Source organism: Cohnella laeviribosi DSM 21336 (assembly GCF_000378425.1).
In the GTDB taxonomy this organism is placed as follows: Bacteria; Bacillota; Bacilli; order Paenibacillales; family Paenibacillaceae; genus Cohnella; species Cohnella laeviribosi.
The window spans coordinates 69,905-93,393 of the sequence record NZ_KB899814.1; the positions used below are offsets into that span (position 1 = coordinate 69,905).

At 56.7% G+C, this 23,489-nt stretch carries 22 protein-coding genes and 1 pseudogene; 5 read left to right on the top strand and 18 right to left on the bottom strand.

Going from position 1 to position 23,489, the window contains the following annotated elements:
• Positions 1 to 35: 35 nt before the first annotated feature.
• Positions 36 to 515: a 23S rRNA (pseudouridine(1915)-N(3))-methyltransferase RlmH gene (gene rlmH, locus F560_RS24960; protein ID WP_083932027.1), complete on the bottom strand. Its 480-nt coding sequence runs from the start codon at positions 513 to 515 to the stop codon at positions 36 to 38.
• A gap of 166 nt (positions 516 to 681) precedes the next feature.
• Entirely contained in the window at positions 682 to 3,315 is a 2,634-nt protein-coding gene (locus tag F560_RS0106610; protein WP_019004931.1) for a type IA DNA topoisomerase, read from the bottom strand.
• 202 nt (positions 3,316 to 3,517) lie between these two features.
• Here F560_RS0106610 and F560_RS0106615 point away from each other — a divergent pair, with 202 nt between their 5' ends.
• Positions 3,518 to 4,360, top strand: a complete 843-nt coding sequence (locus F560_RS0106615; protein ID WP_019004932.1) for a lipoate--protein ligase family protein — start codon at positions 3,518 to 3,520, stop codon at positions 4,358 to 4,360.
• Between the two features lie 79 nt (positions 4,361 to 4,439).
• On the opposite strand, the gene F560_RS0106620 is transcribed toward F560_RS0106615, so the two are convergent.
• The 5 genes and pseudogenes from F560_RS0106620 to F560_RS0106635 form a co-directional block, all read right to left on the bottom strand.
• A complete protein-coding gene (locus F560_RS0106620; protein WP_342662932.1) occupies positions 4,440 to 5,105 on the bottom strand; it encodes a methyltransferase domain-containing protein in 666 nt (221 codons plus the stop codon).
• A gap of 66 nt (positions 5,106 to 5,171) precedes the next feature.
• Positions 5,172 to 5,291: pseudogene (locus tag F560_RS26510) on the bottom strand (putative RNA methyltransferase); the annotation flags it as partial.
• A 238-nt stretch (positions 5,292 to 5,529) separates the two neighbouring features.
• The gene (locus F560_RS22705; protein WP_019004934.1) at positions 5,530 to 5,940 is read right to left on the bottom strand and encodes a glycosyltransferase family 2 protein; all 411 of its coding nucleotides are present in this window, start codon (positions 5,938 to 5,940) and stop codon (positions 5,530 to 5,532) included.
• Between the two features lie 124 nt (positions 5,941 to 6,064).
• Positions 6,065 to 7,417, bottom strand: a complete 1,353-nt coding sequence (locus tag F560_RS0106630; RefSeq protein WP_019004935.1) for a sensor histidine kinase — start codon at positions 7,415 to 7,417, stop codon at positions 6,065 to 6,067.
• Positions 7,414 to 8,100: a response regulator transcription factor gene (locus F560_RS0106635; RefSeq protein ID WP_019004936.1), complete on the bottom strand. Its 687-nt coding sequence runs from the start codon at positions 8,098 to 8,100 to the stop codon at positions 7,414 to 7,416. The genes F560_RS0106630 and F560_RS0106635 overlap by 4 nt, the downstream gene beginning before the upstream one ends.
• A 199-nt stretch (positions 8,101 to 8,299) precedes the next feature.
• On the opposite strand from F560_RS0106635, the gene F560_RS0106640 reads away from it, so the two are divergent.
• The 3 genes from F560_RS0106640 to F560_RS24965 all read left to right on the top strand — a co-directional run bounded on the left by F560_RS0106640 (position 8,300) and on the right by F560_RS24965 (position 11,623).
• A complete protein-coding gene (locus F560_RS0106640; protein ID WP_019004937.1) occupies positions 8,300 to 8,839 on the top strand; it encodes a hypothetical protein in 540 nt (179 codons plus the stop codon).
• 426 nt (positions 8,840 to 9,265) lie between these two features.
• Positions 9,266 to 11,011 (top strand): malate:quinone oxidoreductase, encoded by a 1,746-nt coding sequence (locus F560_RS0106645; RefSeq protein ID WP_281167164.1) that lies wholly within the window; start codon positions 9,266 to 9,268, stop codon positions 11,009 to 11,011.
• Between the two features lie 210 nt (positions 11,012 to 11,221).
• Positions 11,222 to 11,623 (top strand): redoxin domain-containing protein, encoded by a 402-nt coding sequence (locus tag F560_RS24965; RefSeq protein ID WP_083932029.1) that lies wholly within the window; start codon positions 11,222 to 11,224, stop codon positions 11,621 to 11,623.
• Positions 11,624 to 11,709: 86 nt separating this feature from the next.
• Here the strand turns inward: F560_RS24965 and F560_RS0106655 are convergent, their stop codons facing one another.
• The 3 genes from F560_RS0106655 to F560_RS0106665 are packed head-to-tail and all read right to left on the bottom strand — an operon-like array spanning position 11,710 to position 13,272.
• Positions 11,710 to 12,534 (bottom strand): DUF817 domain-containing protein, encoded by an 825-nt coding sequence (locus F560_RS0106655; RefSeq protein ID WP_019004940.1) that lies wholly within the window; start codon positions 12,532 to 12,534, stop codon positions 11,710 to 11,712.
• Between the two features lie 29 nt (positions 12,535 to 12,563).
• Positions 12,564 to 12,779 carry a helix-turn-helix domain-containing protein gene (locus F560_RS0106660; protein WP_019004941.1) on the bottom strand — a complete coding sequence of 72 codons (216 nt, stop codon included), beginning with the start codon at positions 12,777 to 12,779 and terminating at the stop codon, positions 12,564 to 12,566.
• A 10-nt stretch (positions 12,780 to 12,789) separates the two neighbouring features.
• On the bottom strand, positions 12,790 to 13,272 hold the full coding sequence (locus F560_RS0106665) for a DUF2975 domain-containing protein (RefSeq protein ID WP_019004942.1): 483 nt from the start codon (positions 13,270 to 13,272) through the stop codon (positions 12,790 to 12,792).
• A 283-nt stretch (positions 13,273 to 13,555) separates the two neighbouring features.
• On the opposite strand from F560_RS0106665, the gene F560_RS26210 reads away from it, so the two are divergent.
• Positions 13,556 to 14,326, top strand: a complete 771-nt coding sequence (locus tag F560_RS26210) for an HNH endonuclease (protein ID WP_019004943.1) — start codon at positions 13,556 to 13,558, stop codon at positions 14,324 to 14,326.
• A gap of 72 nt (positions 14,327 to 14,398) precedes the next feature.
• Here the strand turns inward: F560_RS26210 and F560_RS0106675 are convergent, their stop codons facing one another.
• The 8 genes from F560_RS0106675 to F560_RS0106710 form a co-directional block, all read right to left on the bottom strand.
• Positions 14,399 to 14,632, bottom strand: a complete 234-nt coding sequence (locus F560_RS0106675) for a YwbE family protein (protein WP_019004944.1) — start codon at positions 14,630 to 14,632, stop codon at positions 14,399 to 14,401.
• 136 nt (positions 14,633 to 14,768) lie between these two features.
• A complete protein-coding gene (locus F560_RS0106680; protein WP_019004945.1) occupies positions 14,769 to 15,104 on the bottom strand; it encodes a hypothetical protein in 336 nt (111 codons plus the stop codon).
• A 99-nt stretch (positions 15,105 to 15,203) separates the two neighbouring features.
• Positions 15,204 to 15,905 carry a pirin family protein gene (locus F560_RS0106685; RefSeq protein WP_019004946.1) on the bottom strand — a complete coding sequence of 234 codons (702 nt, stop codon included), beginning with the start codon at positions 15,903 to 15,905 and terminating at the stop codon, positions 15,204 to 15,206.
• A 592-nt stretch (positions 15,906 to 16,497) separates the two neighbouring features.
• A complete protein-coding gene (locus tag F560_RS0106690; RefSeq protein WP_019004947.1) occupies positions 16,498 to 18,522 on the bottom strand; it encodes an ABC transporter ATP-binding protein in 2,025 nt (674 codons plus the stop codon).
• 125 nt (positions 18,523 to 18,647) lie between these two features.
• Positions 18,648 to 20,396: an ABC transporter ATP-binding protein gene (locus F560_RS0106695; RefSeq protein ID WP_019004948.1), complete on the bottom strand. Its 1,749-nt coding sequence runs from the start codon at positions 20,394 to 20,396 to the stop codon at positions 18,648 to 18,650.
• 549 nt (positions 20,397 to 20,945) lie between these two features.
• Positions 20,946 to 21,113 (bottom strand): CxxH/CxxC protein, encoded by a 168-nt coding sequence (locus F560_RS25520; protein WP_019004949.1) that lies wholly within the window; start codon positions 21,111 to 21,113, stop codon positions 20,946 to 20,948.
• A gap of 15 nt (positions 21,114 to 21,128) precedes the next feature.
• On the bottom strand, positions 21,129 to 22,430 hold the full coding sequence (locus F560_RS0106705; RefSeq protein WP_019004950.1) for a S1C family serine protease: 1,302 nt from the start codon (positions 22,428 to 22,430) through the stop codon (positions 21,129 to 21,131).
• A gap of 192 nt (positions 22,431 to 22,622) precedes the next feature.
• Positions 22,623 to 23,423 (bottom strand): MBL fold metallo-hydrolase, encoded by an 801-nt coding sequence (locus F560_RS0106710; RefSeq protein WP_019004951.1) that lies wholly within the window; start codon positions 23,421 to 23,423, stop codon positions 22,623 to 22,625.
• Positions 23,424 to 23,489 lie beyond the last annotated feature (66 nt).

Below are 23,489 nucleotides of genomic sequence, written 5' to 3' on the forward strand. Positions count from 1 at the left end.
TGAGGGACTTGATGAAGTCCCTTAATATTTTACCTTTAGCGATGATACGGTTCCCCCCGATTAATCCGAAACGCCCTATAAACCTGTTCCACCAGAATAAGCCGCATCAACTGGTGCGGGTAGGTGAGCCGGCCGAAGGAGAGCTTCTTGTCGGCGCGCTTCAGTACGGCGTCGGACAAGCCCAAGGAACCCCCGATGACGAAGGCGACGTGACTGGTGCCGTAGGTGCCGAGCTTGTCGAGGTGGGCGGCGAGATCTTCGGAGGACCAGAGTTCGCCGTCGATGGCGAGGGCGATGACATGGGCGTCGTCTTTCAGGTGGGAGAGGATGCGTTCGCCCTCTTTGTCCTTGACCTGACGTTCCTCGGCGGGACTGAGGATTTCGGGAGCTTTCTCGTCGGAAACTTCGGTGATGGTGATGCGGGCGTAAGGCCCGAGGCGCTTGACGTATTCGGCGATACCTTGAACGAGATATTTCTCTTTGAGCTTGCCGACGGCTACGATTTGAATATGCAAGATGAGTTCATCCTTTCCAGCCAAGCTGCGGCTTGTGACATGTGTACGAGTTATGTAACGGAACGGTTAGGCGCAGATTGCAACGCAGACACCGACGCGCCGCAAGCGACGTTTAGCGAGTGTAATCAATTGCGGCTGTTGGAAGGGAAAGGTTTCCAAGCCGGATCTAGAGTTTCTCCAACGCCAGTTCGCCCGTGCTTGGGTTGATCAGTTTCAGACGGGCCTCGTAAGCTTCGCCGGCGGTATTCTTGAACTTAAGCCTGCCCGTTTTGCCTTTTTCGATCAGGCTGCGGACCATGGCGTCGGTGAGCGTGCGTCCGAAGCTTTCCTTCCAGATGACGAAGGAGCAGCCGCTTCTGTAATGGCTGCAGCCGTAACCTTTGCGGCCCATGAAGATGTGACCGCCGCAGCCCGGGCGCGGGCAAGCCGCGATAAATGCGGGGGCAGAAGCCGTAAGAGCGGAAGCGGCAGTAACGGTGGTACTGCTTCTGCGCGCGGATGCAGTTGCAGGAAACATTGAGGTTTCAGCCGAGTTCGCGATGCCTCTTGCAGCCGAAGAAGAGCCTGCGGCTGAAGTTGTTCCCGCAGCTATAGCCGAAGTTTTGGCCGCAATTGCTGCGGTTACGGTCGAAGCTGCGGACGCGGACGGGCTCCCGCTTCGGCTTCCGGCCCCGCTTCTGCGCCCAGCCCGGTCCGTTGCCGCGCCCGTATCGCTTGCAGCGCCATGCACGCTGCCGCCCGCGGTCCGCCCGCGCCGGGAAGAAGCCGCAGCATCGCCGGCAGGCGCAGTGGTCCCGGCGCGGCGGCGGGAAGCGCTCGAAGCGGCGCTGCCCGAGCCGGACTTGCCCGCCCGCCGCGCCTTGCCGCGGGTGGGCGCGGGTCCGTCGCCGCGCCCGAACGCAGTGCGGACGGCGGGCGGCTGGGCGCGCACCTTGTCCACGATCTGCACCGCGAACCGCTTCACCTGGTTCATGAACGCCTCCGCCGACGCCTGGCCGCGGGCGATCTCGTTCAGGCGCTTCTCCCAATGGCCGGTCATCTCCGGCGAGGTGAGCAGCTCAACCCCGGCGCCGCGGATGAGCTCGACCGCCGTGCGCCCCTTGGGCGTGATGACGATCTTCTTTCCCTGCATCTCGATGTACCCGACCTGCTTCAGCCGCTCGATCGTCGCCGCTCTCGTGGCCGGGGTGCCCAGCCCCGAGTCCTTCATCGCTTCCCGCAGCTCGTCGTCCTCGATCTGCTTGCCCGCGCTTTCCATCGCCTTGAGCAGCGTCCCCTCCGTAAAAGGCTTCGGAGGCTGCGTCTCCTTCTCCTTCGCCTCGGCGCTCGCGCAGACGACCGGCTGCGACGCATCCAACGCAAACGGCGCCTCCGTCTCTTCCAGCAGCGACTCCGCCGGCTCCCGGTCACCGCCAGAGGCGCCCGCCGGATCATCTCCGCCGGACCGCCGCCCGCGCCGGCCGCCCTTCGCTCCGTCGCCGTCCTTACCAACGCCGTCCCCCGCCAACAGCACCTTCCAGCCGAGCGACAGCAGCTGCTTGACCGTCGTCTTAAACCGCTCCTGCTCGACTACGGTCACCACCGTATGCACCTTGTACTCTGCCGCCGGATAGAAGTGCGACAGGAACCGCCGCACGATCAAATCATAGATTTTCCGCTCGTCCGGGCTCAGCGCCCCCGCCCGCTTCATCGTCGGCATGATCGCGTGATGATCCTCGACCTTGGCCGGGTTGCAGACGCCCCGGTTGCCCTTGTGCACGAGCCGCTTGTCCGCCTTCTCCGCAAACGCCCGGTACGCTTCCGTCCCCCGCAGCGAGTCGAGAACGCGGTGCATTTCCGGAATGTTTTCCTCGTTCACATAGTTGGAGTTCGTGCGCGGGTACGAGATCACCTTGTGCTTTTCATAGAGCGCCTGCGCGATGTCGAGCGTCTTTTTCGCCGAAAAACCGAACTTGCCGTTCGCATCCCGCTGCAGCAGCGTCAGATCGTACAGCTTGTACGGATACTCCTTCGTATCCTTAACCTCATAGCTCTCGACCGCGCCCGTCTTGCCCTTTACCTTGGCCGCGATCGCCTCCGCCTTCGCCGGGTCGGCGATCCTGTCGCCCTGCCACAGGCCGCGGTACGCCGTCGCCCCCTGCTCGAAGAACCCCGTCACCTCGTAAAACTTCTCCGACCGAAACGACTCGATCTGCTTTTGCCGATCGTAGATCAGCGCCAGCACCGGCGTCTGCACCCGGCCCACCGACAGCAGCTCGTTGTGCCTTGTCGTAAACGCGCGCGAACCGTTCATCCCGATCAGCCAGTCCGCCTCGCTCCGCGCCCGCGCCGCCTCGGTTAAGCTGTCGTACGCCGACTCGTCCTTCAACTCCGCAAACCCGCGCCGTATCGTCTCCGCCGTCAGGTCCGAAATCCACAGCCGCCGCACCGGCTGCTTCAACCGCAAATACCGCCGGATCAGCGAAAAAATGAGCTGCCCCTCCCGCCCGGCGTCGCACGCGTTCACCAGCAAGTCGCAGCGCGAAGCCAGCTCGCGGATGACCGCCAGCTGATCCTTCGTCCGGGGATTCGGCAGCAGCTTGAACGTCTCCGGAATAATCGGCAAATCGTCGAAATTCCACTTTTTATACTTGTCGTCGTAACGATCCGGCTCCGCCAGCCCGACCAGGTGGCCGATCGCCCACGTAATGATGTACCGCTCCCCCTCCAGATACGTGCGCCTATTCGCCGCCTTCGGCTCGATGACCGCCGCGATGCTGCGACCCATATCGGGTTTTTCCGCGATAACCAGCGTTTTCACAAGGCATGTCCCTTTCCGGATTCATGTCGACCGCCGCGTCCGGTCTTTCACTCTTGCTCCTATTCTAACACATCTCTCCCCGCCCCCGGTTAGCGGCAGTCCGAAGCGGTCCCTGACTCAACGGAAGTGCGGCGGCATGCGGCTTGTTATATACTGATTCCATTGGGGAAAAAGAAAACCTCGCGCGAAGGAGCCGCAAAGCATGAACGACGATACGTTATCCTGGCCCGATACGATGCGGATTGTCGATCGGACGGACGACCTCTCCGAGCCCGATCCTTTATATTCGTTTGCCCTGGACGAGCTGCTCTGCCGAAAGGCGGGCGCAAGCGGGGCGGCGTTCTGCCACCTGTGGCGCCATCCGGCCGCCTTTGTCATGGGACAGCGCGACATCCGCCTGCCCCATGCCGCGGACGCGGCCCGCTGGGTCGAATCGCAGGGCTATCGGGTCGCCGTCCGCAATTCCGGCGGGGCGGCCGTCCCGCTCGACCCCGGCACCGTCAACCTCTCGTTCATCCTGCCGAAGGAAGACGGGGCGGACGCGCACTTCCGCCGCGACTTCGAACGGATGTACGCCCTCATCCGCGAAGCCCTCGCCTTCACCGGCTGCACCGTCGACAAAGGCGAGATCCGCGGCGCCTACTGCCCCGGCGACTACGATCTGAGCATCGCCGGGCGCAAATTCTGCGGCATCGCGCAGCGGCGGCAACTGCGCGCCTATGCCGTGCAGGCGTTCGTCGTCGCGGCGGGCCGGGGGGCCGACCGGACGCGGCTTGTGCGCGCGTTCTACGAGCGCGCCGCCTTAGGCGCGGACCCGTCCGCTTACCCGCAGGTGACGGACGGCAGCACCGCCAGCCTCGAGGAGCTGGCGGGCCTCGGCCCGGACGCGGCGCACACCTTCGCCGATGCGGTCAAGCGGACGATCGGCCGCCTGCAGAGCGCGGCGGGTACGCCCCTCTCCGCCAGCGACGCGGAGCTGCCGCCTCCCGCCGAAGTCCGTACCGTAGCCGCCTCGCTTCGGGCTCGCTACCCGTTGCGGGCCTGACGGAAACGGCCCGCCGGGCAGCCCTTGCGGAAGCAACGGGCAAGCGGGCGGCGGCCAAAAAAGGAACCGCCTACGGGGATTAGGCGAATGTTTTCCCGATCAAAATCGTCAGCTCCACGGTAATCTTCGCCGAATCCATGTCCAGCATCTTTTGCAGCCGTTCCTCTGTCGCTCCCCAAGACAAGGGAGTCATCCGGACCAAGTGTCCGATAAGCGCGCGATCCAGCGCTACGCGGTAACGAACATGCTCCATGTCCAGAAGGTCAAAGTGATCGGCAAAATGCTTCACCGTGCCTTCATTCGAATATTCCCGTCTTGGGGTGTGCCCGTAGAAAACCTCCCTTACTTCTTTGAGATAGTTTTTCTCCGGAATCACCTTGATGACGGTTCCGTCGTTCGCAAGCATTCGGTTAAATTCGGAATAGTTGGATGGAGACAAGGTGTTCAGTATGAAATCGAATTGTTGGTTTGCAAACGGACACTTCGCAAGATCCGCAACGCACCAAATCGAATCCGAATAAGCTTTTGAGGCGGCCAGAATTCCCTCTTTGGAAATATCCACGCCTACGCTCAAAAGGCCGTTTGCCGTATGCGGGCTCACCTTTTCCCTTATGCCGGATAAAAGCGATCCTTCCCCGCACCCGGCGTCCAGAATGCGAATGCGCTGCTTTTTCGTACCGGATTCTTGCTTGATCCTGCGGCTTATTCGTTCGATCAACGGCTCGAAAAAGCCGTTTTGGCACATCGTCTGCCGGGCCTGGAACAGGCGTTTATCGTATTTCGTTTTGGGGGAACGGTTTAGAAAATTTAGGTATCCTTTCCTGGATACATCGAAACAGTGGTGGTTCGTACAGATTAGACTCTTCAGTTGGTCCATCTTCATCGGCATGAAACAGATCGGACATCTGAACATGCCTTCACATTCGGACATAAGCTTTGCCTGTATCGTCTTTTTGCTGTCGGACACAAAAAAGCACCCCAATTCATTCGTAGTCGGTGAATGAAAAAAGGCGCAGCCAAATAAACCCGTGCCGCTCCAAAAAAATCGGCAGGGCTCAACATGGTCTGCACCTTACATTACCGCAAACGAATGAACGAGATGCCCATTTGAACGACTTTCTCCTCTGATAAAAATAAAGGATCTACTTTGATTATATCAAAACCAAGAATCATTTCGACAGGAATGTGCTTATAAATTTGGTGATGTTTTTCGCTTTAAGCACTTTAACGTTTCTTGTTAATAGATGGTTATCGCTGACAATCCAAGTATGGCCTTTCGAGTTTCTCCTGCGGATCGCAAGGAAGTTGTATGGGCTTCCCGAATAAATCTTAAAGCCTTTCGCCCGGCTGTTAGAACAAAACTTCACGTATTCCCCCCGGTTTCGATCCGGAAAACCGACCTTGTCGAACACGCTCCGTTTGATGAGAAGGGTCGCGCCTTGAACAAGGGAAGCATACCGGTTTCGGATGGCGCTGTCTGGCGTAATTGGCAAACAGATTCCGCAAGTAGTTTTGGCGATTCGTTCAGGTAATATGGAAACTCCCTGTTTGGTGATCGCATGTTTGGGGCCGGCTTCCATTACATCGCTCCCCTTGCTGTGATGGATCAATTCTACCTCACGTTACCATATGTAAACGGAAGGTATGAGTAACGGCATATCCACATGGAGAACAAGCACAAAAACTTGCGGTTTCCAACCCCGGCTATTCCGCGGGCAATTCAACGATGAAGGCCGTCCCCCGCCCCGGGCTGCTCGCCGCTTCAATGGAGCCGCTATGAGCAAGCACGAACTGCTTCGCAATGGCAAGGCCGAGACCCATTCCGCCGCTGTTTCGCGTGCGCGCCGCTTCCGTCCGATAGAACCGGTCGAAGATAAACGGGAGATGCTCGGGTTCAATGCCCGGTCCCGTGTCGGCAATCGTAATCCGCATGCGCGCGGGTTTTCCGTTCCCCGCTTCCACCCTCTCGGCCGTTACGGTGATTTCTCCGCCGGAAGGGGTGTAGCGGACAGCATTGATCAGCAAGTTTAAAAAGACTTGGGTCATCCGGTGCGGATCCATCACGATCACGGTTTGATCGGTCCGAACGTTCAGCGTAACGGCAATGGATTTGGCGTCCGCATCCGGTCTTATCCGGTCAACGGTCCTTTCCAGCAGCGCGGCGGCATCGGCCGGTTTTCGCTCCAGCGGCAGCTTCCCCGCTTCGGCCAGCGACAGCTGGTGGAGGTCGTCGACAAGACGGGACAGGCGGATCAATTCATCCTGCAGAGGCAGCAAGCTTTCCGGCTCAACGGCCCGTCCGCTCTGCTGGATCAGTTCCATATGGCCGCGAAGGACGGTGAGCGGCGTTCGCAGCTCGTGAGCGATGTCTGCGGTCAGATTTTTGCGGACAGCCTCGGCCCGCTCCAGCTGAGCGGACATCTCATTAAAAGCCCTCGCGACTGTGCCGTACTCGTCTTTGGAAACCACCGGCACCTTGATTCCGAATTCCCCTTTGCCGAGCCGATCGATGGCGGGAAGGAGCCGCATGAACGGATCGGTAAGCCGTTTCGACAGCCAGAACGCGATCAAGAGAGACAGGATGGCAAAAACAATCGTGCTTGCGAACAAAAGAAACGTAACCGAGTCGCGGATTCCGAACCTCAGCTTGGAGACGTTGGCTACCTCCGAATCATAATAGTATAAGAAGGCAATGGTTTTCCCCGCCATCTGCAGGTTTTTCCGAATGCCTAATCGGATCACCTCTTCATCGGAGGCATTTCCGGCCGCATAAAGCGGGGTTCGTTCGGGCGACAATAAGCGAATACTGGCATCCCACCGCCCGCGGTTCCAATCTTCTCCGATCCGGAATTGCTCCACCCCGTTCCAAGAGCCTCCGTTTTTTTCGTAAAAGCCTTGAAATTGCCGCGACAGAACCCCGATTTCCCGCGTTCGGTCGGCTAGATCCATATGCTCCAGCACGCCCCTTACGACGAACTGGGTGACCAGAATAAAGAGCAGACTCATCGCCATAATCAGGGAGGCCATCGCCAAAAACAGCTTCGTTCTCACTTTCATAACCGGTCACCAAACCGGTAACCGAACCCGTAAACCGTTTGAATGTATACCGGATTCGACGGGTCGTCTTCAATCTTCTTGCGCAGCCGGCTGATATGGGCGTCGATGGTTCGTTCGTCGTTCAACACATCGTCTTCGAGCGCGGCTTGCAGCAGCTGGAGTCTGCTGTACACGATGCCCGGCTTGGCGGCAAGCGTAAGCAGCAGCTTGAACTCCGTCGGGGTCAGCGGAATCTCTTCTCCCCTTTTCCAGACGCGGCACTGCGTCTCCGATATCGTCAGTTCTCCGCGCTCCAGGGTTTCCCGCGCGATGTCGCGACCGTCCATCCGGCGAAGCAAAGAGCGAATGCGGGCAACGAGCTCCCGCAAAGCGAAAGGCTTGGTCAAATAATCGTCGGCGCCGACTTCAAGACCGATAATTCGGTCGGTGACGTCCGTTCGGGCCGTAACCATAATAATGCCCATACGGCTGATTTTGCGAAGCTCCCGGCACACGTCGATCCCGCTCATTTCCGGCAGCATCCAGTCCAGCACCACGATCGAGGGCTTTTTCAATTTGGCTATATGCAGCGCTTCGGTTCCGGTTTTTGCCGTAATAATCTCAAATCCTTCCGCTTGCAGGTACGGCTTCATGAATTCGATGACCTTCTCTTCGTCATCCACGAGCAGCAAAGTATGCGGCAACGCTGATCACGGTCCTTTACACTCGGGTATGGGTATGGTTCATGTCCATATTATACAGGGGATTGCGGAAGGCGCCGAAATTTCACGGAAACCGTAAAGCTTCGTCACAAGTTCACAACATCTTCTTGTTAGTATGGGTTTGGTTGTTCCAGATCAAAGCGCTGCGCTCAAAAAACATTCGGGGGGACTTCATGAGATCATGATGAAGAGAAAGATCGGGCTAAAAGGCATGAAATGGTTAAAGATCATCCATCTTGTTTTGGTGGTGCTCATGCTGGGGGGAATCGTCAGCTCCGTGGCGATCCGGCTCGGGGTTCATCCGGAAAGCTATGAGGAAACGGTTCTCGTGTATCGCGTTTTACAGACCGTCAGCGATCAAATCATACGGTATGGAGGCTTCGGCATTTTATTGATCGGTCTCGTCTATAGCATTTGGACGAACTGGGGGTTTTTCAAGCACAAATGGATTCTTGTGAAATGGATCGTTTTTATTGCCCAAACCGTGTTTGGCATCCAATTTATCGACCGGTGGATGGTCGAGAACCTCTCTTTACTGGAAACGGAAAAAGCCGCCGCTTTAAGCAATCCGGTTTTCCTTCACAACGAGACGCTGATCCGGTATGGAGCCATGACTCAAACCGGGCTGCTTCTCTTCTTGATTGCCATATCGGTTTTTAAGCCGTGGCGGAAGAAATCGGACAGTGGGGTTCGTGAAAAGGCGGCGAGACGCTCGGCATGAGGCCCGGTTTGAACGAAAAGGGAAAGCCGCTCAAGGGGCTTTCCCGTTGGGTTTGTTCTTGACAATCGTGTTCGTCATTGCGTCCAGCAGCCAATTGAGCGTCACGGGATCCGTGAAGCCCCATTTGCTATCGACGACAAAGGCTTAGGGGAAGCCTGCCGAACTTGCGATGCTCCCACTGTTGAAGATGAGATCGGATCGGAGTCGGGCTTTGACTTGGATCCAGATTGGTTCCGTTGCGGGTCCTACAGCTGCTGTGCCTTCCGTCGCTCTGCGATCTGCCAACTTTCAAGTGCTCGGTAGTGGTCAAGGTTCGGTCACAACTGCTGGGTATGTTGCCGAATTTCCAGCGTTAATCGACGCCATTGCCACTGGAAAGCTTAAAGTGAACGCGGTACCTTTCCCGCTTTCCAGAGTGGAGGAGGTTTGGAATGCACCTTCTGGCCCCGGGCAACGAGTTGTGTTCGTCCCGACGGAACTCTCAATTTTTACCAGGTCCAAATAGTTTATATAAATAGTAGATATTTTAATCTATCCATACTTATAATAGACTATAATAAGATTAGAATAGAGACAGAAAACGTGTGTTCAAAGGTGGCGCCTTGCTTATCGACATCTAAGCAGGAGCGCCTACTCCTTTTTGTAAATATAAGGATAAGGAAGGTTGTCATGAGCAACATACAGAACAAAACAGACGTGATCTTAATCGGTGCCGGCATCATGAGCGCGACTCTGGGATCCTTGCTGAAAGAGTTGGCGCCCGAATGGGAAATCAAAGTGTTTGAGAAACTTGCGAACGCGGGAGAAGAAAGCTCCAACGAATGGAACAACGCAGGTACGGGCCATTCCGCTCTGTGCGAGCTTAACTATACACCCGAAAAATCCGACGGATCCATCGATATTAGCAAAGCAATCAAAATTAATGAACAATTTCAGCTTTCCAGACAGTTCTGGTCTTATCTTGTAAACAGCAATCTGCTCCGCAATCCGCAGGACTTTATCATGCCCATTCCTCATATGAGTTTCGTGCAAGGGGAAAAAAACGTCGCCTTTTTGAAAAAGCGCTATGAAGCCTTGTCAACCAATCCCCTGTTTCAAGGGATGGAATTTTCCGACGACCCTGAAAAACTGAAGGAATGGATTCCGCTGATCATGGAAGGCCGCACATCGAACGAACCGATCGCGGCAACCCGAATCGACTCGGGAACGGATGTCAACTTCGGCGCGTTAACCCGCATGTTGTTCGACCACTTAAAGGGTCAAAACGTCGAGATCCGCTACAAGCATCATGTTAAGGATATTAAGCGCGCCCGCGACGGCTCATGGGAAGTGAAAGTGCGCGATCTCGAAAACGGCAAAATCGAATACCATACGGCCAAATTCGTCTTTATCGGCGGCGGCGGCGGGAGTCTGCCTTTATTGCAAAAAACCGGGATTCCGGAGTCGAAACATATCGGCGGATTCCCGGTTAGCGGACTGTTTATGGTATGCAACAATCCGGAGGTTGTCGCGAAGCATCATGCAAAAGTCTACGGCAAGGCCAAGGTCGGCGCGCCTCCCATGTCCGTTCCGCATCTTGACACAAGATACATCGACAACAAAAAAACGTTGCTGTTCGGACCGTTTGCCGGCTTCTCGCCGAAGTTCCTAAAAACGGGTTCCAATCTCGACTTGATCCGTTCCGTAAAACCGGACAATATTCTCACGATGCTGGCGGCCGGCATAAAAGAGATGAAATTGACAAAATACCTGATCCAGCAAGTGCTGTTGTCGAATGAAAAGCGCATGGAAGAATTGCGCGAGTTTGTTCCGAACGCCAAAAGCGAGGATTGGAGTATCGTGGTGGCGGGCCAACGCGTGCAAGTAATCAAAGATACGGAGACCGGCGGCAAAGGCACGCTTCAATTCGGTACGGAAGTAATCAGCGCCGCCGACGGCTCGATCGCTGCGCTGCTCGGCGCTTCTCCGGGCGCTTCGACTGCCGTTCACGTTATGCTTGAGGTATTGGAAAAATGCTTCCCGCACCGCATGAAAGAGTGGGAACCGAAAATAAAAGAAATGATTCCTACGTATGGCGTGTCGCTGGCGAAAAATCCGGAGCTTTTCCAAGAAATCCAAACGTCAACCGCGCAAACGCTTGGTCTGATTGAAAAAGAAGTCGTCTATAGTTAAGATAAGCAGAATCGAACATAGAACCTTTGATCCGTCTTTGGATTGAAGGTTCTTTTTTTCAAAATTCGCAGTTCGAGAGGCGGCGAACCGTATCGTAAATAACGGCAATTTTTAGGTCAGACTCCTTGCAGGCGCGGATTTGAATATATATGAGTGAAGCGGCTAATTTTCATTTTGAGAGGCAAGAACGGAAGGGCGCCCGATTAGCAAATTCACTCAAAAAGGAGAGTTGACCCATGTCGGTTAACGAGCAATTGGAACAAGCCGAAGTACGGCGGCCAGCTGATTGCGGTCTCTCCGCAAAGCCCGGACAACTCGCTTTCGCAACAGGAGAAAGAAGAACTGACTTTCCAGGTGCTGAGCGATCCGAACGGTCGTGTCGCCGACAGATACAACGTTTTGTTTGAACTGCCTGATTATCTTCAGAATACCTTCAAAAATATACTTAAGCGGGATCTCGCCGAGTTCAATAAAACCGACCGCTGGATACTGCCGGTTCCGGCGACGTACATGATCGACAGGGAAGGAATTATTCGCTTTGCTCACGTCAACCCGGACTTCATGAAGCGGTTGGAGCCTCAGGAAATGATCGACCAATTGAAGAAGCTCTGATGCAACACCATTTGTTAGCGAACGCATTTCGCTTTTGCTGGTGCCACCGTAGGGCGAATTTTTTTGTAGTGGAACGACGGAGAGCCCTAGGGGGCTTGGTTAAGCGGGGAGGTGCGGCTATCCTTTCCAACCGCAGCTCGCTGCTCCTTGACTTGCTTCAACGCGGCGACGATCAGAAAGCTGACGATGACGAGTAGAAGCCAGGAGCTGATCTTACCGACATGGACGAGACGCCAGGTGTCGGATTGATTCGGGTATCTCCACGCGCTAAAGAAGGTGGCGATATTCTCCGCAATCCAAATAAAGAATCCGATCAGCACGAAGGAGAGGACTAGCGGCATCCGGTAGCGATGACGACCGACCTCATAAGTAACCCATGTTCGCCAAAATACGATCAGCACCAAGGCCGACAGCCACCAGCGAATGTCGATCCAATAATGGTGGGTGAAAAAATTCAGGTAGATGGAAGCGGCAAGCGGGGTGACCAGCCAGAGTGGAGGCCAACGAACAAGCTCGACCTTCAGGCGCCGCCAGGCCTGGCACAGGTAGCTGGCCACGCTGGCATACATAAATCCGCTGTAGAGGGGGACGCCGTTAACCTTCGTCCAGCCTTCTTCCGGGTACGACCAGGATCCCATGTGAACCTTGAACATTTCCAGAGCCAAGCCGATCAGGTGGAAGACGGTGATCACCTTCAGTTCGTCGCGGGATTCAAGTCCTGAACGTACCATCCATACCTGCATGGCCAGGCAGATGATCAGCAGCCAGTCGTAACGGTGCAGCCAGGGAAGGGGGATGAGCTGCGTCAGAGCCAGCGAAGCAAAGATGACCACGGGAAATATACAGGACAAAGCTTGCTGCCAACCGAAGCGTACCAACTGCTGCAGAGCATGCCATAAGCGTTTTTCCATAAACGTCCCCCCTTTTATCCATTTGATCCTTAAGTGTCTTCGTCGCTTCTGTATTCTAAAATATCTCCGGGCTGACATTCTAAAGCCTTACAAATCGCCTCTAAAGTTGAAAATCTAATCGCTTTTGCCTTTCCGTTTTTCAATATGGAGAGATTAGCCATCGTGATTCCAACCTTCTCCGCAAGTTCTGTGACACTCATTTTCCTTTTAGCTAGCATCACATCAATATGGATTATCAAGGCCATGTTATTCACCTCAGATCGTTAAATCATTTTCTGATTTTATATCTATGGCATTTTTTAATAGCTTTTGAAGAACAGCAGCAAAGACTGCTATCACAATTGAAGCAAAAATAAAGACCAATCCGAGTGCTACGATCCCTGGGGCGTCGTCTTCCTGCGCCATGAGATATAAGAGTGGCATGACGGCCACATACAAGATACTGATTGTGATGGCACAGTTTTTTATATTTTTTAAAGCCTTAACAGATGAGTCCGAGAAAGCCTTGTTCTTGTCGATATAGTTTAAAAGTTTTAAAGTCTGATGCAGAGCAAAGAAAAACGGTATCGCCGCTGCATACACAACTATTAGAACGGGCAAATAAACCAACTCCGGATAATGTTCCGCTGCTTCATTGGCTATCCCAGGCAGCCCAAATATGCACAAAGCAAGTACCGCAATTCCCATAAGGAAAACAACACCCTTTAAGAAAATCGTTGAACCTTGTTCACGTTTCATAAAAAGCACCTCACGTATTTATCGTCCACTCAAATTTAACACGAAGTTTATCGTTTTACAATAAATTTTTATCGATATATATTATATAAATATTGTTAAATCCGGTGGCACATTTGATGACGGCGGCCAATTGCGGATTTGGAAGCCGTTATGATTACCGTTGGCGTAATCAGCGTACTGTCCCTATTGACCTTAAGCCGGGAATTCGTAGCGGCAGGAGTCCCGGGTATCGCCTCTTATCTAGTTTCAGGACTTATGATAAAGCGGAGTATACAAGGGGGAATTGAAGTCCGGACGGAACGAGCGGATTGACGAAGAATTGGACTTGCAGCGGTTCTTCATTGGAGCGAAGGTATGCTATACTCGGGGTATGATCAACGATACGCATCAACAGGAGCCGGAAGCGGCGGGCAAAATGTGCCGGCAATGCCGCACGTTCAAGCCGCTTGCGGAGTTTCCCGCCAGGAGCGGCAGAAGAGCAGGACGCAAAAGGCGCAGAGGCACGTGCCGGTCATGCCGGCAGAAAGCGCGCAAGCTCGAAGCCCCGGCCGGCGGGACCGTTGCCGAGACGGAGGCGGATAAGCCGAAGCGGCGCAGAGGCCCGCAGCCGCCCGCGGCGCGTGCCGCGTCAGACCCGATACAGGCTAAGCCAAAGCCGAATAGAGCGAAAACCGATCCCCGCGATCCGTCCGGTCTGAGACCGACAAGACAGGGCTTCATTCGCATGCTCGGCAAGAGCGATAACGGCCGCCGCTGGTATCAGGAGATCGAGCCGGATTTGGCGGTTACCCTCGTGCGGGAAGGCGCCGCCGTCGTCGCGGGCCGCCATACGATCCGGCGCCTTTACAGCAATAAGGAGTTTCGCCGCCTCATTCTGATGCGGGACAACTACACGTGCCGTTACTGCGGACAATATGGCGATACGATCGACCATTTGCTCCCTCGCGCCAAAGGCGGCCATACGACTCCGGCCAACTGCGTCTGCGCCTGCAACGAATGCAACCAATCCAAGGCGGACCGCGATCTCGACGAGTTCATGCGCGCCCTGGATTGATCGCCGTGCAACGCCGCCGAAGAAGTGCGGACCGAGGTTGGAACGAATCGAGCCTCGCCCCTCTTCCCACGTTCAAGATCCCGGACGCGACGGCTCCTGTTTCGGCTCCGCCACGATATTTTGTACCCGACCCACCTGGCCGTCCGTCAGCCTGACCTTGATTCCGTGCGGATGAAACGCGGATTTGGTCAGCAGCTCCTTGACGATGCCGCGCGTCGTCTTGCCCGTTCGCTGGTCCTGCTTAAGCACGATGTCCACTTCCAGCCCCGGCCGGACGTCGCTGCGGTTTTTTCCGTTTCCCGGCATATATGGTTCCCTCCGAACGAGATCAATGTCTAACTTTTGCATTTTACCATAACCGCGGGGCGGTCTTGAAATTTCAGCAAGCCCAAACCGCGCCCGCACCGCCGCAAGGCTTTGCAATCGAAATTCGGCTGCCGGATCAGCTCAAATACCGGTCGGGCACGTATTCGATCTTGGATTGGGCTTCGATGGTCAGTTCCTGCTTTTCATCGTCGTACGCAACCGGCCCTTCGTTGACATAGAACCAGGTCTTTACGGTCGGCTCGTTCTCCTCCGAGCAGTCGCGGAACACGAACACATTCAGCTCGTGCGCAAGCTTCAGCAGCTCCTCGATTTCCGGACCGCGGGGCGTCGAAACCGTAAACCGGTAGCCGCCGTCCGCCTTTTCCTCGAGCTTGTAAGGGACCGCCCGCTTGCCCGTGTCGATAAAGATTTTGCCGCCTACGGCGTGCTTAACGACAAACGTCTCCTTCATGTCCAACCCCTCCTCTCGTTATAACGAAATCACCGGACCGCGCTTCATCGCCCCTTCCGGGTTGCCGCCTGACCGGGCGCTTTCCTCTCCTCTCCGGCCTTACGGCAGATCGATCAGCATGAAAAAAGCCTGCTCCCCGCCTGCCTTAAGCGCAAGCTCCGGCTCGTCCGTAATCCGCGCCTCATCGAGGGCGCCCAGTGTCACCCCGTTGACCGTCAGGCTTCCTTCGATCACGAACAGGAACACCCGCCGCCCGGCCTCCTGCCGGAACGCAAGCTCCCGCCCCGACTCCAGCCGGCTCAAATAAATCGTCATGTCTTGTTCGACCTTGACGACGCCCTCCGAAGGAACGGCGGCCGCGACCGGCAGCAGCGCATTGACCAGCTTCGCCCGATCGTACCGGGCCGTCTCGTACGAAGGCGGCAGCCCGCGCTCCCGCGGCATGAACCAGAGCTGAAGCAGATGAAGCCCTTCGGTATCGGAAGGATTGTATTCCGCATGAATGACGCCGCTGCCCGCCGTAATCCGCTGCACTTCACCCGCCGAGGCGATCTCGATATTGCCGAGATTGTCCTCATGGCGGATTTGCCCCGACAAAATGATGGTAACGATCTCCATGTCGCTGTGCGGATGCGCGCCGAAGCCGCGGCCCGGGGCGATGTAATCGTCATTGCACACGCGCATCACGCCGAAGGCGCTGTTGTCCGGATCGACATATTCCCCGAACTGAAAGCTCGGCCGGCTTTTCAGCCAGCCCAAATCCACCTTATAGCGCGTTTTCTCCGGATAAACCTGAATCACGTGAACCCCTCCTTTTCTTTCCGTTAGAAAGATACTAACCAAATTGTAGTCTATCGGGCGTCGGACCACAACTCCCCGCTCCGCCGGGCGCGCAAACTTCGATTCCCGATTCATCAACGCGTCCCGCTTATCGAAAACACACGCAGCAATCCGTAAATCAGGCCGCTGTAATCAACCCGGCGCCGGCAAAACCTTGAATCCGGACCTATAGCGCCTATCGATCCGGCGGCAGCGCGGCGGTTGCGGCGTCCATCGCTGAGTTTCGCTTGCCTCTATGTCCGTTCTCTTTCGGCCCCAATAAAACGGCTGTCCGCAAAGAGCCTGTAAAGTAAAGACTCTTTAGGGACAGCCGTTTGTTTTTTTCGGCTGCGCGCTCCACCGGTGCGCAAGCCCGCCTTGCCCGCCGGTCCGCTCGGCCGGTTGCCCCGCGCGCATTCCCGCGGTTCGTGCGCTCATGCTTTCCGGCCGCCTTGCCCCCGCGGCCCATGCGGGCGCCCGCCCGGGCCCGCGCCAGCGCCTGCGGTCCGCCCGCGAGCGCCGGACCGGTGCGGGCACGTCCGGAACACGCAGCGCTCGTGTCCTCGGTCGCGCATCAAGCGCTCACGACCGAAGCCGAAGCGCCTTGCTGCAGCTGGTACATTGCGTAATATTTGCCCCCGAGCTCCATCAGCGATTCGTGGTTGCCCCGCTCCACGATTTCCCCGTGGTCGAGCACGAGGATTTGGTCCGCCTGGCGGATCGTCGACAGCCGGTGGGCGATGACGAACGTCGTCCGCCCCTTCTTCACCACATCGAGCGCCTGCTGGATGATCGCTTCCGTCTCGGTGTCGATGCTGGCCGTCGCTTCGTCCAGAATCAGAATCGCCGGATCGTAAGCAAGCGCCCTGGCGAACGAGATCAACTGCCGCTGGCCGGCCGACAGCGTGCTGCCCTTCTCCAGCACCGGCTCGTCGATGCCGCCGGGCAGGCTCATGAACATGTCGTACGCGCCGACGTCCTTGAGCGCCTGAACGACCTTTTCCCGGCTGATCTTCGGATTGTTCAGGCTGACGTTCGAAGCGATCGTGCCGGTGAACAGGTACGGGTCCTGCAGCACAATGCCCATATGCTGGCGAAGCAGCTGCTTCGGAATGTCCCGCACGTCGACGCCGTCCACCTTGATGCTGCCGTGCTCGATGTCGTAGAACCGGAACAGAAGGTTCAGAATCGAGCTTTTGCCCGAGCCGGTATGGCCGACCAGCGCCACCGTTTCGCCTTGCTTGGCTTCGAACGAGATGTTTTTCAGCACGTAATCGTCATTCTTGTAGGCGAAGGTGACGTTCTCGAACCGAACCTCCCCTTTGTAGCGTTCCATTTCCCCCGTGGCCACGTCGACGCCCGGTTCGTCCAGCAGCCGGAATACCCGCTCCGCCGACACGCGCGCCGTCTCCAGATTGGCAAGCTGGTTGACGATGCCGACGATCGGCTGGAACATCCGGTTCATATAATCGATAAACGCGTACAAGACGCCGACCGTCACGATCGAGCCGAGCCAATCGCCCCAGAACAGCCAGACGACCACGATAAACAGCACATTGCGCACGACATTCACCAAGTTGTGCGAAGTGAGCGAGTTCAGGTTCAGCAGCTTGTTCTGGTACGTGAAGAACTCCCGGTTGAGCTCCTCGAATTCCTGCATCGTTTTCTCTCTGCGGCGGAACGCCTGGATGATCGGCATTCCTTGAATCGATTCGTTGATCATCGCATTGATGTCGCTCAGCTTGTTGCGGATGACCTGGTTATAACGCGCGGCGAATTTGCGGTACACGACGATCCACACAAGGAGAATAGGAACGAGCGGAAGCGAGATCAGCGCAAGCCTCGGCTCCAGCAGGAACAGCGCGCCGTAAATGGCGGCCATGTACACGACGCCGGAGAAAAAGTTCGCCAGCACCGCCACGAACAGTTCCCGCACCGCCTCCGTGTCGTTCGTGATGCGCGAGACGACCTTGCCCGCCGGCAAGTTGTCGAAATACTGCACCGGCAGACGCTGCGTATGCGCGAACACGTCCTCCCGCATCCGCTGCACGATGCGGTTGGCCGACTTCTGCAGCAGCAGGCGCTGGCCGTAGGTGAAGCCGGCCGCCAGCACCAGAAGGCCGAAATAAGCGGCCGCCATCGCAAGCAGGCCCGGAATCTCCGGCTTGTAAAACCGGTACAGCTCGGACACGGAAAGCTCCGTCACCGGGTAGGTCGCCGTTTGCCCGTCACTTGCGGTAACCGTCAGCTTGCCGTTTGCCGCCTCGCGCTTGCCGTCAAACGCAAGATCGCCTTCGAGAAAATAATATTTTCGTTCAACCTGCAGCACCCGGGCGGTTTCGCCCCTGGTCTCGCCATCGGCAAAATGGTCCTCTCGTTTGTACCGCTTTCCGTTGTACGTTACGGTATATTTGCCGTCGGATAAGACCTCGTGCCATTTCTTTTCAATGCCCAAAATGTTGTTGTCGATCATCCGCTTCGCGATGAACGGACCGGCCAGCTCCACGCAAACCGCCAGCATCAGCAGCCCGAGCGCCGCGGCGATCGGCTTTTTGTACAGCAGGGCGTAGCGGAATAACCGTTTGCCCGTACTCCCCATAAACCATTCACCTTCCTTGGTTGTTGGCGTTTCGACTTCGGCGTTTCAAAAATTTCAATGACGCTCCTGCTTTTCGTTCGCCCCCGATTTGGGCGTCTGTGACGTCCCTTTGACCGCTCGTAGCCTTATGACGCCTCGACAAACGCCTCCAGCTGCTGGCGATCGTACTGCTCCCTGTACCAGCCGCCGCGCCGCAGCAGCTCCTCGTGCGTTCCTTCTTCCACGATCCGCCCTTCGTCAAGCACGATGATCCAGTCCGCATGCTGAACCGCCGACAGCCGGTGCGTCGCAATGAGCGTCGTCTTGCCCGCCCGTTCCTTGCGGATGCCGTCGATGATTTCGGCTTCCGTCTTCGCGTCGACCGCGGACAGCGCGTCGTCCAAAATCAGAATTTCCGGGTTGGCGATAAGCGCCCGCGCGATGCTGACCCGCTGCTTCTGCCCGCCGGACAGCGCCACGCCCTTCTCGCCGACCAGCGTCTCCAGCCCATCCGGCAAAAACGCGATGTCCTTGGCGAACGAAGCGCGCTCCAGCGCACGTTTCAGTTCCTCCTCCGTCGCGTTGTCGCGGCCGAACAAAATATTTTCGCGGATTGAACGCGAGAACAGAATCGGCTGCTGCGGAACGTAGCCGATCCAGCCGATCAGCCTGTCGATGGCGATCTGTTCGAGCGGCACGCCCGAAACCGAGATTTCGCCGCGGCCGAGCGGGTATTCGCGCAGAAGCTGCTTCAGCAGCGTCGTCTTCCCGCTTCCGGTCCGCCCTACGATGCCCAGCGTCTTTCCCCGTTCCAACGTGAGCGAGACGTCGACCAGATTGTCGACGGCGGAGCTGGGATAACGGAAGGAAACGCCGCGGAACGCGATCGCCCCGGGCTTCTCCAGCTCGACAAGACGCTCTCCGTCCTCCACGTCCGGCCGGTATCCGAGCGTCTCGTTCACCCGGTCGAGCGAAGCGTTGCCCCGCTGCATGACGTTGATCAGCTCCCCGATCGCAAACATCGGCCAGATCAGCATGCCGAGAAAGACGTTGAAGGACACCAGCTCGCCAAGCGTAATCTCGTTGCGGAACACCAGGTACCCACCATAGCACAGGCCGATCAGATAACTCAGATTGACCAGAATTTTGTTCGTCGGCTCGAACAGCGCGTCGATCTTCGCGACCTCGATGTTTTTGGCGAGCACCTCGCTTGTTTTCGCATGGAACCTCTCCCGGTCCGCTTCCTCCTGCACATACGCCCGGATCACGCGTACGCCGGACACCGATTCCAGCACCTGGTCGTTCAGTTCGCCGAACGCGTTCTGGGCGCGCGTAAAGCGCTCGTGAATCTTTTTGCCGAACGTCTGCATGAGCACCGCCAAGAGCGGCAGCGGCAGCAGCGCCGCCAGCGTCAGCTTCCAGCTGATCAGCACCGCCATCATGAACAGAACCGTCAGCATGAACAGCGTCGAATCGATCAAGGTCAAAATGCCGAAGCCCGCGGTGTTCGAAATCGCCCACAGGTCGTTGGTCGCGCGGGCCATCAAGTCTCCCGTCCGGTTCCGCTCGTAGAAGGTCGGCGTCATTTTCAGAAAATGGCGCATGAGCCGCTTGCGCAGCAGCCTCTCCAGCAGGAACGCCCCGCCGAAAAGCTTGCGCATCCAGATGTAATTGATGACGTAGCCGAGCGCCGTCAAGCCCGCCAGCAGAAGCAGCGTCTCGTAAAACCGCGCCTGCCCGATCGTGCCCTGATGGATGCCGTCAATGATCGAGCCCAGCATCTTGGGCGGAATGACGTCGATGACGCCGGCCAGCGTCAGCAGAACGACGGCCACCAAATACCGGCGCCAATGCAGACGGAAAAACCATCCCAGCTTTCGCAATACCGTAAACATCTATTCTCCTCGCCTCTCTTTCTTGCCTTGCCTTTTTTGCCGAACGGCCGCGCCGGTCGGTCCAGAGTGCATCCGCCTTAACGGAGAAACAAAAAAACGTACCGCTCGTAAGCGATACGCCCTCTTCCGACAAAACCACTCGAACATTTGTTCGATCTTGTCGATGCAAAAAGGGCGCACGATTACGAGAACGTAACCATGCGCCCGACTGTTATCCGGATCAATCGTGCGCGAATGGATTACGTTCGACGTCATACCGGCGGCGGCCTGCCGTTGGAACACCCATATGGTTAAGCATCGAACGCACCCCTTTCTGAAATTGAAATCTATTTGACACTTTACCATCGCGTGGAAGTGCTGTCAATTGGTTTTTTTCCATTTGGCACATTTTTTGTTTAGGAGAAGAAATCGCCGACTTAGGTCAGAACGTCCGACAACGGCCCTGATTATGACTCGATGAGCGGAGCCGAAAACGCAAAAAACCCCCGATCCCGCAAGATCGAAGGTTCTCTCGATGCGTATGCGCTTGCGCCGCCTTTTCTCGCCGCATTACACGACCAGCACGACGGCCGGCTCCTCGCACCACTCGCAGCGCTCCGGCGGCTTCCAAGCGGAAAACGTCGTCGTTCTCAGATCCACCAGGTCCGGCGCATCCTCATATTCGTCGACGAACTTGTCGATCGCAAGCTCCACATGCTCCTTGCAAACACAATACATGCTGCCTAATCCTTCCTACTCGATGTCATCGTCTTTCTCTGTCAGCGTGACGCCGACCTCCTGCTTCTTGCCGTCGCGATAGTACGTTACCGTCAGCGTTTCCCCGATTTTCTTGTGATTATACAAATATTTGCGCAGCTCCATCGTGCTGCCGATATCGGTGTCGTCGAGCCTTACGATCAAGTCGTTCAGCTTAAGGCCCGCCTTCTTCGCCGGCCCGACCGCTTCCAGCACGACTACGCCTTTCTTCACGCCATCGGGCACGATAAGCGGCGGCGCATCTTCGTCTTCGCCCGCTTTGGCCGATTCTTCGGAATCCCCGGATTCCTCGCCGAACGGATCGTCATCCTCCGCGTTGTAATCAAGGTATACCGACAAATCCATCGAATAAACGCCGAGATAGGGACGCCGCACTTTCCCGTGCTCCTCCAGCTCCCGAACGACCGGCATGACGTCATGGATCGGCAGCGCGAACCCGATCCCTTCGACCCCCATGTCCGCCACCTTCATGCTGTTGATGCCGACCAGTTCCCCGTCCAGATTGACGAGCGCGCCCCCGCTGTTGCCGGGATTGATCGGCGCGGAGATTTGAATGACCTCTTCTTCCCAGTCGTACACGCCGTCCTGATTGAGCGACACCGGAATCACCCGGTTCAGGTTGGAGACGATGCCGTCTGTCAGCGAATCGCTAAAGCCGAGCGGGTTGCCGATGGCGATCACCGTTTCCCCTTCCCTCAGCTTCGTCGAATCGCCGATCTCGGCCACCGCGTCGATACCCTTGCCGTCCACCTCGAGCACGGCCAGATCGGTGATCGTGTCCTTGCCGACGATGGACGCCTCCTTCTTCTCGCCGCTCAGCAGCATAATCTGCACGTGCTTTGAACCCTGGATGACGTGCGCGTTCGTAATGATCCGGGCTTTGCCGCCCTTCTTCTCGTAGATGACGCCGGAACCGAGACTTGCGTTCGTCATCGCATGATGGTCTTCTTCGTCCGGTTTCGGCTTCTCCGTCCGATTGATGATGCTGACGACGGCGGGACGGACCTTGGCCGCGGCGTTGATGATCCGCTCCGACGTTTCGACGATCGGCGGGCCGCTATAGGCGGCCGGCAGACTTTTCGGCTCTCCCTCCCGCATGATAAACGTAAACAGAAAGGCCACCACAAGCGAGCTGACGAACGATGAAATCAGCGCAACGCGAAACATCGACCCTTGCCGGTAGCCGCCGCTTCGCGATGACCCTTGCCATCCCCGATGCCAGTTGCGGACTCTGCGCCTTACGCGGGTGGAAAAAAAATCATCGTCAAAGAAGCTCATGCGATGCACCTTCCTTTAGGGAGTGCTGCTCCCTATGCCGTAAACGGGAAACGTTCAATCGATTCCCCTCTATCGATCAGCGATTTGTCTAAAATACTAATCCAATTGAAGGCGCGAAGCAAGAGCGCCTGATCCTGTATTGGCTATGTAAAGAAAGGAAATAAAGCCAATTGTGCCGAGCCCGCTTCAAGGCTACACCTCGTCCCAGGGCGTCGGGCGATCCGCATACGTCTCGCACAGCGCAAACTCGTGTTTTTGATAGAAAAATCCGTTGTCTTCCAAAATAGTATTCACCGTCAGCTTCGCCAAGTCCATCAAGTTGTGCTCCTGGCTCAGATGGGCGAGATACACCCGGCGGAGATCGCCCGACTCGAGCAGCCGGCACAGCGCCTCGCCGGCCGCATCGTTGGACAGATGGCCGCTGTCGCCGAGAATCCGGCGTTTGATATTCCACGGATAACGCCCCATCCGCAGCATATTGATGTCGTGATTCGCTTCCAGCACCAGCACATCCGATTGCTTCAGCTGCTGCATCACCTTGTCGCTGACATACCCGAGGTCCGTAGCCAGACTCAGCTTGCGCCCGGAGGACTGGAAGCAATAGCCGACCGGTTCCGCCGCGTCGTGCGAAATGGCGTACGATTCGATCCGCAAATCGTAAAGCTCCATCGCGCTCCCCGTGGGCAGGATATGCCGCTGGTCGTCAGGCAATTCGCCGATGCTTTTGTACATCGCCGCCCACGTCTTCTCGTTCGCATACACCGGAAGCCGGAACTTGCGAGCCAACGCTCCAAGTCCCCTAATATGGTCGGAATGCTCGTGCGTCACGAGGATCGCGTCCACATCGGCGCCGGTCAGATCCCGTTCCTTCATGAGTTCTTCCACTTTTTTTGCGCTCAGGCCGACATCGACCAGCACCGTTGCCGCGTCCGAGGAGACGACGGTGGCGTTGCCGGTCGAGCCGCTGCACAATACGCTAAATCGCAATCCCATGTTGAAATTCCTCTCTCTCCCAATCCCGCTGCCTATGAAGCCCGAAAACGGCGGCGCGGGGAAAGC

Coding starts and splice junctions, on each gene's coding strand:
- F560_RS0106615 (WP_019004932.1), top strand. CDS start 3,518: ATGAACGACGATACGTTATCCTGGCCCGATACGATGCGGATTGTCGAT.
- F560_RS0106620 (WP_342662932.1), bottom strand. CDS start 5,105: ATGTGCCAAAACGGCTTTTTCGAGCCGTTGATCGAACGAATAAGCCGC.
- F560_RS22705 (WP_019004934.1), bottom strand. CDS start 5,940: ATGGAAGCCGGCCCCAAACATGCGATCACCAAACAGGGAGTTTCCATA.
- F560_RS0106630 (WP_019004935.1), bottom strand. CDS start 7,417: ATGAAAGTGAGAACGAAGCTGTTTTTGGCGATGGCCTCCCTGATTATG.
- F560_RS0106640 (WP_019004937.1), top strand. CDS start 8,300: ATGATGAAGAGAAAGATCGGGCTAAAAGGCATGAAATGGTTAAAGATC.
- F560_RS0106655 (WP_019004940.1), bottom strand. CDS start 12,534: ATGGAAAAACGCTTATGGCATGCTCTGCAGCAGTTGGTACGCTTCGGT.
- F560_RS0106660 (WP_019004941.1), bottom strand. CDS start 12,779: ATGGCCTTGATAATCCATATTGATGTGATGCTAGCTAAAAGGAAAATG.
- F560_RS0106665 (WP_019004942.1), bottom strand. CDS start 13,272: ATGAAACGTGAACAAGGTTCAACGATTTTCTTAAAGGGTGTTGTTTTC.
- F560_RS0106675 (WP_019004944.1), bottom strand. CDS start 14,632: ATGCCGGGAAACGGAAAAAACCGCAGCGACGTCCGGCCGGGGCTGGAA.
- F560_RS0106680 (WP_019004945.1), bottom strand. CDS start 15,104: ATGAAGGAGACGTTTGTCGTTAAGCACGCCGTAGGCGGCAAAATCTTT.
- F560_RS0106690 (WP_019004947.1), bottom strand. CDS start 18,522: ATGGGGAGTACGGGCAAACGGTTATTCCGCTACGCCCTGCTGTACAAA.
- F560_RS0106695 (WP_019004948.1), bottom strand. CDS start 20,396: ATGTTTACGGTATTGCGAAAGCTGGGATGGTTTTTCCGTCTGCATTGG.
- F560_RS25520 (WP_019004949.1), bottom strand. CDS start 21,113: ATGTATTGTGTTTGCAAGGAGCATGTGGAGCTTGCGATCGACAAGTTC.
- F560_RS0106705 (WP_019004950.1), bottom strand. CDS start 22,430: ATGAGCTTCTTTGACGATGATTTTTTTTCCACCCGCGTAAGGCGCAGA.
- F560_RS0106710 (WP_019004951.1), bottom strand. CDS start 23,423: ATGGGATTGCGATTTAGCGTATTGTGCAGCGGCTCGACCGGCAACGCC.